The following is a 9,561-nucleotide window of genomic DNA, read 5'->3' on the forward strand; positions in this document are numbered from 1 at the left end:
CACATACTGATAACATAACTTGAGTATGATGAACGATACAATGTGATCAATTAGCCATTTTGAGTATTTTTTAATCATTAATATTTACAAAGTAAATAGTAATTATCTAACTGAAAATAAAAGTTTATTTTGATGTATTAAACAAATGAAGAATTAGTATTCTTATATTTGAGTCAAAAAAGGGGATGTAAAAAATATGTAAATAGCTATTCTGTTTGTAACTTTCTAAGTAAAAAAATTTTCAAAAGTAATGCAAACGTTTGCAATGTCGGTTAAGAAAATAAATTTGAAGGTTTGTGTGAAGTAAGAAGCCAGAGCTTTTGGTATGACTAAGATTAAAGTTGAGTTGACACAGAAAGGAGATGAATTGTGGATATAAACAGACTCAAAGGAAAGCATGTTTTGATCACAGGTGCTGCCAGAGGCATGGGCGCGGCTATTGCTGAAAATTATGCAGCGCAAGGTGCCAAAATCTGTGTTGCTGACCTAAACATCGATGGTTGCGAAGAAGTAGTGACAAGAATAAAAGCCGCTGGTGGAGAGGCGATTGCAGTAAAGATGGATGTCACGAAAAGAGAAGATATCGCTGCTGGTGTAGAAGCGACGGTTAAGGCTTTTGGTTCGATAAACGTGATGCTTAACAATGCAGGCATCAACAAGCCGCTTATGTTCATGGATATTACAGAAGAAAACTGGCATCAAATCATGACTGTTAACGGGCTTGGCTGTCTGATGGGAATGCAGGAAGCAGCTCGCCAAATGATTAAGCAAGGACCACAGAAAGAACCCTACAAAATTATTAATGTCGGCTCAATTGTGTCTCGTATGGCTTTTGATGATGTTGTTCCATATTCGTGCAGTAAGCACGCAGTTCTTGCCATGATTAATGGTGGCGCTAAAGCACTCGTTCAGCACAACATTACCGTAAATGGCTATGGTCCGGGTGTAGTGAGAACCGAATTATGGGAGCAGTTAGACAAGGATCTGGTGGCGATAGGTAAATTCGAAAAACCTGGTGAATCAATGGATAAGCTTGCTGAAGACATGATCTTACTGGGCAGATATTCCTATCCAGAAGATGTGCTGGGTACTGCTGCATTTTTAGCAAGTCCGGATTCAGATTACATGACTGGACAGCTGATCATGATTGATGGCGGTATGGTGATGCAATAAAACGAAAAGATGAAGAAAGTGCCTGAGGACCGAGTTAAAGGGTTGTATACGGTAGAGGGCACTCAATAACGTGAACAAGGAGTAGTTAACAATGAAAACGGTAAAAATAACGCTATTAGCCTCAATGGCTGCATCAGCAGCTTTTGGTGTTACTGCAAAAGATCTTGTTATTGGTATTACCCAAAATAATGTTGGGGTCGATTCTTACCAAACCACTTATGAAAAAGCGTTTAAAGAAGCCGCCGCGAATACGAGCAATGTAAAGACGGTCGTACTGGATGCGGGTGGTGATGTCGCTCGTCAAATCGCCCAAATGCAGGATCTCATACAGCAAAAAGTGGACGTGATCATCATATGGCCGACCAATGGTAAAGCCGTTGTTCCTGTCATCCGAAAAGCAAAAAAAGCCGGTATTCCCGTTGTTGTGACTAACTCAAATGTCGCTGAAGAAGGTCAGCAATTTATTGCTTCATTTTCTGGTCCAAACAATATTGTTCAAGGTGCTTATTCTGCGGAAATGATGTGTGATGCATTAGATGGTAAAGGCAAAATCGTGCAGATTTCAGGGCAACCCGGTTATACCACTGCAATCGAGAGACAATCAGGTTTTGAGGATCGATTGGCTGAGGCGTGCCCTGGAGTTGTGATTATGGAAACTCAACCTGGTGATTGGAATAGAGAAAAATCCCAGCGTGTTATGGAAAACTTCTTAACCAAATACGACAATATCGACGGCGTTTATTCTGGCGACGATAACATGGGAGTCGGTGCGCTAAATGCTGCTAAGGCCGCTAACCGCAAAGGGATTGCATTTATTGGTGCCACCAACTTTGCTGTCGGTTATGAGGCTATGGGACGCGGCGAATATTGGGGGTCGGTATATCAATCTCCTGTCGATGACGCAAAAAACGCACTAGCGACGGCTATTTCGGTAGCAAATGGTGAAGAGGTGCCTAAGCAGAACTACTTTGATACGCCAAAAATCACCCAAGACAACATGTCTCAATTTACCAAACCAGTTTTCTAATTGTGAAAATAGAAGCTATATAACAAATAGAAACTATAAAAGGTAGATGGTAATGGATGTGGCTTATTGATCGCGAAAGGTGATGCGTTTCGATAAGCCACAGATTTTCCACGGTCTCATTTTGAAAACTTATGTAGGTAAATCAAGATAGTGTTAAGCGAATCTTGAGGACTACACTTTAAGAACTTAATGGTTAATGTGTTTGTATTTTAGTTCTTAAAGTATCTATTAGGACCGTATCAATTTCATTTCTAAGGTAGCGGTATGACAATGGACTCTCCACCAGCACAAACCTATAAGAAAAATAACGAAAGTAAAAAACAGGCATCCGTTGGTGAGCCCTTATCGCAACATTCGTTGAGTAAGCTGATGGCTAAGCACGGAATCAGTGTGGCTTTCCTTCTATCCATCGTGGTTTTCTCTGTATTTTCTGAACGTTTTTTAAGTACCGATAATTTTATGACGGTGATTCGCCAAGCGTCCATCATAGGAACGATTGCTCTGGGCGTCACTATTGTTGTCATTGGTGGAAACCTCGATCTTTCAGTGGGTTCACTTCTGTCTTTTTCTACGGTTCTCGTCGTCGATTTACATGACAAGGTTGGCCCATCGCAAGCCATTCTATTCATGTTTGTTTTTACGTTACTTATTGGTGCAATAAACGGTTTTCTCATTGGATATCTCAGGCTTAATTCTCTTATCGTAACGCTAGGTATGCTTTCGGCAATTCAAGGCATTATTTTGGTGTATACCGGCGGGCAAAATGTCGATATAGCTAACCAAGAAGATACGTGGTTTGCATTTTTTGGGAGAGGGTTCATAGGACCAATTGCGGTTCCAATCATCATCTTTGCGGTTTTAGCGATTGTGTATGAGCTCCTGTTAAAGAAAACGTCTTACGGAAGAAAAGTATTTTCGTTGGGTGGAAATCCCCTCGCGACAACCTACTCAGGAATTCGCCGAAGCAAATTAGTTTTTACCACTTACATTCTTTCAGCGCTTTCTACTGGCGTTGCTGCGCTCATCTTAGGGTCAAGAGTGATGGGCTCGCAGAACAACGTTGGTCAAGGGTATGAGTTGCTTGTTTTAGCGGGCATCATATTGGGTGGTACGAGCTTGCTCGGCGGGTCTGGAAGTATTGTGAAAACGGTTATTGGGGTATTGATGCTGGGCTTCATCCAAAATGGTTTACTGTTGATGGGTTATCCATATTACGCTCAGTGGCTCGTGACTTGGGCTGTGATCATTTTAGCGGTTTGGCTCGACGTGGGCTCTAAGCGCGGAAGCTTGTTTACCAAATACTAAGTGAAAAGAGGGAAGCATGAATCAGCTAAAAACATTCTTAACCGCACAGCCTATTTGGATTTTTGTACTTGTTTCGATATTCGTATTCAGCTTTGCGTCTGAACACTTCTTTGATGTGACTAACTTTCAAAACATTCTGATCCAAACCTCGACGATCGGTTTCATTGCGTTAGGTATGACTTACGTGATGATCAACGGAAATATTGACCTTTCTGTTGGTGCGGTGGTTGCACTTTCGGCGAGTTTAGCCGTCGATTTACAAGGAAGCATTGGAATTCCATTTGCTGTAATTGCTGCTCTATGTGCTGGTGCTTTGTTAGGTTTTTTAAATGGTGTTTTGGTGTGGAAAACCGGCGTCGATGCTTTCATTGTGACTTTAGGGGCAATGATTGGTGTACGTGGGCTTGTGTTTGTATACACGCAAGAGCAGTCTTTTTATGCACTCGACTTTGCGTATTCTGATTTTGGCAGTAGTGATGTTTTCGGGTTCCCCACGTTGGCTCTGTTGTTTTTAGTCGCCACTCTAATTATGCATATCGTACTTAAATATACTGTTCATGGTCGCAATGTATACGCCGTTGGAGGGAATAGAAAGTCTTCAATTGATTCGGGGATTAGAGTCGGCCCTCACATGGTTACTAATTTTGTGTTGGTTGGCTTCTTTGCTGCATTTGCAGGTGTGACGTTATCCACTCAAATGGGGGCTGCTACCCCAAACCTTGGGCGAGATTTTGAATTATGGACAATCACTGCTGTTGTTTTAGGGGGCACAAGGTTAACAGGCGGTGCAGGGAGTATTATTGGGACACTCGGCGGTGTACTTGCAATCGGTATATTACGTAATGGATTGAACTTACTCCAAGTACCTGCATTTTATGTGTTAGTCATTATGGGCTCAATTTTGATTTTGGTTTTGTTTATTGACAAGAAGGTGAATCAATCTGGCAGTAAAGGGGTAACGGCATGAGTACGTTAATAGAAGAAGACGCAACAACATCGGCCGCATTAGCATCTGAAAAAACGCAACCTAATACACCGACCTTAGAGCTAAAGGGAGTACGTAAAGAGTTTCCGAGTGTCGTGGCATTAAATGATGTTAGCTTTGATATTCGCTCGGGAGAAGTGCATGCGTTACTCGGGGAAAATGGTGCAGGTAAATCGACGTTGATGAAAGTCCTTTCTGGGATTTATCAGGCAGAACACGGGGAAGTATTGATTGATGGAAACCCTGTTCTCCTTAAAACCCCAATGGATGCGAGAAATCAGGGCATTTTAATGATTCACCAAGAGCTTTCGCTTGTCGAAGATCTTACTGTGGCGGAAAACATTTTCTTAGGAATGTTACCGCGCTTCGGGCTTGGTTTTGTCGACAGTAAAACGCTGAATCGAAGAAGTTCAGAAATATTGTCTCGACTAAATTGTGATTTTAAAGCGAGCGACAAAGTAGCGGATCTTACCATTGCAAAGAAGTACATGGTTGAGATTGCAAGGGCGTTGGTGTTCACCCCCAAAATAGTCATTTTTGATGAACCTACAGCGTCGTTAACGGACTACGAAAAAGTCGTGTTGTTCGACATGATCAACGAACTTAAAAAATCAGGAGTAGGGATCGCGTACATATCGCATCGGATGGATGAGATTTTTACACTGTCCGATAGGCTCACCGTACTTCGGGATGGTGAATACCGTGGAACGCTAGAAACGGCCAAAACAAACGAGCAAGACGTAACGGCGTTGATGATTGGTCGGGAGCTAGATAAAAGTGGTTGTATTGACCCTCAATTAGGTGGAGAGACCGTTCTTGAAGTGAATGAGTTAACCCTGAAACCTTATTACGAAAACATCAGTTTCGAGTTAAAAAAGGGAACGGTTGTGGGTATGTACGGTTTGGTTGGAGCGGGACGAACTGAAATCGCAGAAACGTTGTTTGGATTAAGAAATCCAGAAAGTGGCTACATTACATTCAATGGCGAGCGAACCATTATTTCTGATAGTAAAGTAGCCGTTGATACGGGGATCGCTCTGGTTCCTGAAAATAGGAAAGAACAAGGGCTTGTTCTTGAAATGAGTTGTCGCGATAACATGACGATCGCTCAAGTAGATAGGCTTTCTGTGCTTGGATGGTTACTTCAGGGAAAGGAAGGGAAAATATACGATGATTACGCACAGCAGTTATCGATAAAATCACCTGATGGTTCTTATCCCGTAGGCAATCTGAGTGGCGGTAATCAACAAAAAGTAGTTATAGGGAAATGGCTTTCTATTCAGCCGAAGGTACTCATTTTAGATGAACCTACACGCGGTATTGATGTAGGTTCAAAATCAGAAATTCATAGCCTTATTAGAGAGTTAGCACGTTCAGGCTTGGCCGTGCTTGTGATCTCATCTGAAATGCCTGAAGTACTTGGCGTTAGTGACCAAATACTCGCAATGTATGAAGGAAAATTGGTCAAAACATTTACTTCAGAGGAAGTCTCGGAAAACGCACTAGTCACTGCGATTACCGGTCAATAACTCTACTCATATCTTTGGATCGCTCGCTAGCGCTCTAAGCTAATTATGTCTTAAAAATAGCTAGTCACACTTCGAAAACGGTGTGCATGGCTTATTGTGCCAAATTAAAGGAATACTCACATGAGGGTTGGATTTATTGGGTTAGGCAAAATGGGGCGGATTATGGCTTCAAATCTTGCTGCCAATGGTATTTCGTTGATGGTTTATAACCGAACTGTTCAAACTTGTTTGGATTTACGAGCGCGTTTTGGTTCTGTCCAAATAGCTAAGAGTCCGGCGGAAATCGGTCGCCACTGTGACATGGTTTTCTCCATACTTTCGGATGATAAAGCAGTAGAAAGTGTGTACTTAACAAATAAAGACAGCGTCCTTTCTAGCTCCATGCGTTCTCGTTATTGGATTGAAATGAGTACCATCGGCAAACCCACCTCAAAACGATTACACCTTTTAGCGTCTGAAAATGGAGTGCAATACATTGATGCGCCAGTGTCAGGCAGTTTAGATGCCGCTGAGAATGGTGATTTGGTTTTCATGTTAGGTGCGAACGAGTTAAGAAACAGTACGCTACAAGCTTGTTTTGATTTGATGGGGAAGCAAACTTTGCTTATGGGAGGTCCTACACTTGGACACATTGCCAAATTGCTGATCAACAGTGTTATTCACAGCCAAAACCAAATCATTGCGGAAATACTTTCACTCGCTGAACCGTTAAACGTCAAGCATGAAGCGTTGCTTGAACTTCTTAATCTTAGCGCAGCTGGCTCACCTATGATGCGCTTCCGTACACCTCTTTATTTAGGAACGGACGATGTTGTGACGTTTGCTCTCGATCTTGCAAAGAAAGACATGAGGCTGGCTATCGAATTAGCCAATGAAGCCGATTTGGACGTTCCTCAAATGTCGATCAACCATCAACAATTATGTTTGGCAAGCCAAGCTGGCTATGGTGAGCAAGACATGGCAGGAATGGCGAAGTATCGCAAACAACGAAACAAAAAGGAGACAAAATAATGAAGAAAGCAGCATTGTTTGTAGGTGGATGGGAGGGGCATACTCCCGAAGCATTTTGTACTTGGGCAACGAACCTTTTGAAAGAAGAAGGGTTTGAAGTGGTTGTGTATGATTCGTTCTCTCCGTTACTGGATCGTGAATTGACCTCGGATATCGACTTAATCATTCCTATCTGGTCGAGCGCTAGAAGCAGCCACCAAGAAGAATTCGGAAATATTTCAAGAGAGGAAGAGCAAGGTTTATTAGCTGCGATTGCCGGAGGGTGCGGAATCGCTGGATGGCACGGTCACATGGGAGACGCATTTAGAGATCATCCAACCTATCACTTCCTCATTGGTGGGCAGTTTGTTGCTCATCCACCCGGTTGGCCCGACAATCCAATTCCTTCTGATGATTTCATCCACTATCCAATCCGCTTTCACGACTCAAAAGATGGAATTACGCACAATCTCTCAGACTTTACGATGTATGGCGAGCAATATTACATGTTGGTAGATCCAAGTAATGATGTATTGGCTTCTACTGAATTTAGTGGGGAGCACCTTCATTGGATAGAGGGTACTAAAATGCCCATTGCTTGGCGTAGGTTTTGGGACCAAGGCAAAGTATTTTATTGCTCTGTAGGTCACACAATAAGAGAGCTAGAATACCCGCAAATCGACGAGTTGATGAGGCGCGGTTTTCACTGGGCAGCAAGAGATAGATGATAGTCGACCCTTTTTTTTATTTAGTCGCCGTCCCTGCAATTTTGATTTATGGAATAGGGAAAGGTGGGTTTGGTGGTGCCATTGGAAGCATTTCAGTTCCTATGATGTCACTAACGATTTCCCCCATTCAAGCTGCCGCCATTTTACTGCCCATTCTGATCGTTATGGATATCTTTGCTGTAAAGCATCATTACCGAACTGCAAATTACTCCGTGATCCGCTCTATGCTGGCTTGGGCAATAATAGGTATTGTAGTTGCTGGCCTGCTTTTGGATCTGTTATCTATACATTTGATCAAAGCGTTGATAGGAGGGATATCCGTTCTATTTTGCTGTTTATATTGGTTTGGCATCAGTGACCATGCGTTTTTTAAGCATTCAAAATGGCGGATAATCTGGAGTTGTTTGTGCGGGTTCTCTAGTACCGCTATCCATTCGGGTGGTGGACCTGCGACCATTTACTTACTGCCGTTAAAGCTAGATAAGGTTGTTCTTGTAAGTACTATGGCGGTCTTGTTCGCAATTCTGAACGGATTAAAACTTGTGCCTTACGGAATGCTGGGAAGTTTCTCAAAGGAAAACTTAATGACGGCATTTGTTTTAGCGCCGTTATCCCCGATAGGTGTCTATACGGGTGTTTGGTTGCTCAACAGAGTATCAGAAAAGTTTATATATCAAGTATGCTATGTCTGCTTATTTGTATTTGGCACAAAACTGCTTCTTGAGGGGATTTTGCTTTAACTCAGTTAACGGAATACAAAGGCTCTGGATGGGCTAAATGATAACCTTGGAACATGTCGATGTTCAAAGAGACCATGTTTTCGAATTGTTCCTTCGATTCAATACCTTCAATAACGGTCTTTGCACCTACTTCTGTGGCAACTCGTAGCGCAGAAAGTAACGGTGAAGCGATACCACCCATAAAGTCATTCATTAGGCTTTTATCAATCTTTACTATTGAAGGGTTGATGAGCTTCACTCTATCTTTTGTAGACGCTTGCTGTCCGTAATCGTCTACCGCAATGCCAAATCCATTTTGAGTCAGCAGCGAAGTAACTCGAGATAACATTTGATTGTCGTTAACTTGAAGTTCAACAAATTCAATAACAATTTGTCTGGTTCGGATCTTAAGTTCGTCGAGTCTGTTGACTAATACAGAGCGGCTCAAATCGTGGAAAAGATTATGCTCAGGGTCCGGCAGGGCATTTAAAAAGAGTTGTTTATTTCGGTGTTTGGATTGAGCAAAATTAAGTATGTGTATTGCTCTGCTTAGTGCTTCTACATCAATGCGGGTTTCGATACAAAATGTGTTGGTATGAAAGAATAAATCAGGTCGAATGGTTTCACCTTTCTGATCAGAAATCCTAACAAGAGCTTCCACTCCCATCACTTCTTTGCCAGCATTGAAAATTGGCTGGAAAACACTTCTCAATACGAAATTGTCGTATTCTGCGTAATGCTCACCAGATTTGTCTTGCTTAAGGCACAGCGTAAAATTTTCTGAATTAGATAAGATCATACTTTCATACAAGCTCAAGGCAATACTAAGATCGATATATTAAAATTTCGAAATACTTAAAAACATCACTCTATTTTGGGCAGAATATGGATATTGTCAAGACTATTTATTTGGTATGCTAAGTCTAATTGAATCGTAAAGATATTTATTGAAAATATAAAAATAACCTGTTGTTTTATAATGAGATTATAACCGATTCTTATGGCAGCTATAAATATAAATAATAGGTGGGCAGTAGAAGATATTTTTGCAAAATATAGAATTCGTCACAATATTTATAAAAGGCACAACTGTATAAATATCAAG

Annotated in this window: 9 protein-coding genes; 8 read left to right on the forward strand and 1 reads right to left on the reverse strand. The window is 41.7% G+C overall.

All coding sequences use genetic code 11. From position 1 onward, the window contains the following. Positions 1–369: 369 nt before the first annotated feature. The 8 genes from VPNCDNU1_RS28595 to VPNCDNU1_RS28630 all read left to right on the forward strand — a co-directional run bounded on the left by VPNCDNU1_RS28595 (position 370) and on the right by VPNCDNU1_RS28630 (position 8,477). Positions 370–1,173: an SDR family NAD(P)-dependent oxidoreductase gene (locus VPNCDNU1_RS28595; protein ID WP_104403519.1), complete on the forward strand. Its 804-nt coding sequence runs from the start codon at positions 370–372 to the stop codon at positions 1,171–1,173. Positions 1,174–1,264: 91 nt separating this feature from the next. Next, a complete protein-coding gene (locus tag VPNCDNU1_RS28600) occupies positions 1,265–2,200 on the forward strand; it encodes a sugar ABC transporter substrate-binding protein (protein ID WP_104403520.1) in 936 nt (311 codons plus the stop codon). A gap of 264 nt (positions 2,201–2,464) precedes the next feature. Then, positions 2,465–3,505 carry an ABC transporter permease gene (locus VPNCDNU1_RS28605; RefSeq protein WP_237324249.1) on the forward strand — a complete coding sequence of 347 codons (1,041 nt, stop codon included), beginning with the start codon at positions 2,465–2,467 and terminating at the stop codon, positions 3,503–3,505. 16 nt (positions 3,506–3,521) lie between these two features. Continuing rightward, positions 3,522–4,472, forward strand: coding sequence for an ABC transporter permease (locus VPNCDNU1_RS28610; RefSeq protein ID WP_104403521.1), 951 nt, complete (start codon positions 3,522–3,524; stop codon positions 4,470–4,472). Beyond that, positions 4,469–6,019: a sugar ABC transporter ATP-binding protein gene (locus VPNCDNU1_RS28615; protein WP_104403522.1), complete on the forward strand. Its 1,551-nt coding sequence runs from the start codon at positions 4,469–4,471 to the stop codon at positions 6,017–6,019. The genes VPNCDNU1_RS28610 and VPNCDNU1_RS28615 overlap by 4 nt, the downstream gene beginning before the upstream one ends. A gap of 120 nt (positions 6,020–6,139) precedes the next feature. Further along, entirely contained in the window at positions 6,140–7,030 is an 891-nt protein-coding gene (locus VPNCDNU1_RS28620) for an NAD(P)-dependent oxidoreductase (RefSeq protein WP_104403523.1), read from the forward strand. Continuing rightward, on the forward strand, positions 7,030–7,737 hold the full coding sequence (locus tag VPNCDNU1_RS28625) for a ThuA domain-containing protein (protein ID WP_104403524.1): 708 nt from the start codon (positions 7,030–7,032) through the stop codon (positions 7,735–7,737). Before VPNCDNU1_RS28620 ends, VPNCDNU1_RS28625 begins: the two co-directional genes overlap by 1 nt. Then, a complete protein-coding gene (locus VPNCDNU1_RS28630; protein WP_104403525.1) occupies positions 7,734–8,477 on the forward strand; it encodes a sulfite exporter TauE/SafE family protein in 744 nt (247 codons plus the stop codon). The genes VPNCDNU1_RS28625 and VPNCDNU1_RS28630 overlap by 4 nt, the downstream gene beginning before the upstream one ends. Before the next feature lies 1 nt (position 8,478). On the opposite strand, the gene VPNCDNU1_RS28635 is transcribed toward VPNCDNU1_RS28630, so the two are convergent. Next, complete coding sequence (locus tag VPNCDNU1_RS28635; RefSeq protein WP_104403526.1) at positions 8,479–9,255, reverse strand: EAL domain-containing protein; 777 nt, start codon at positions 9,253–9,255, stop codon at positions 8,479–8,481. Positions 9,256–9,561 lie beyond the last annotated feature (306 nt).

This window comes from Vibrio penaeicida (assembly GCF_002933855.1).
GTDB classification, from domain to species: domain Bacteria; phylum Pseudomonadota; class Gammaproteobacteria; order Enterobacterales; family Vibrionaceae; genus Vibrio; species Vibrio penaeicida_A.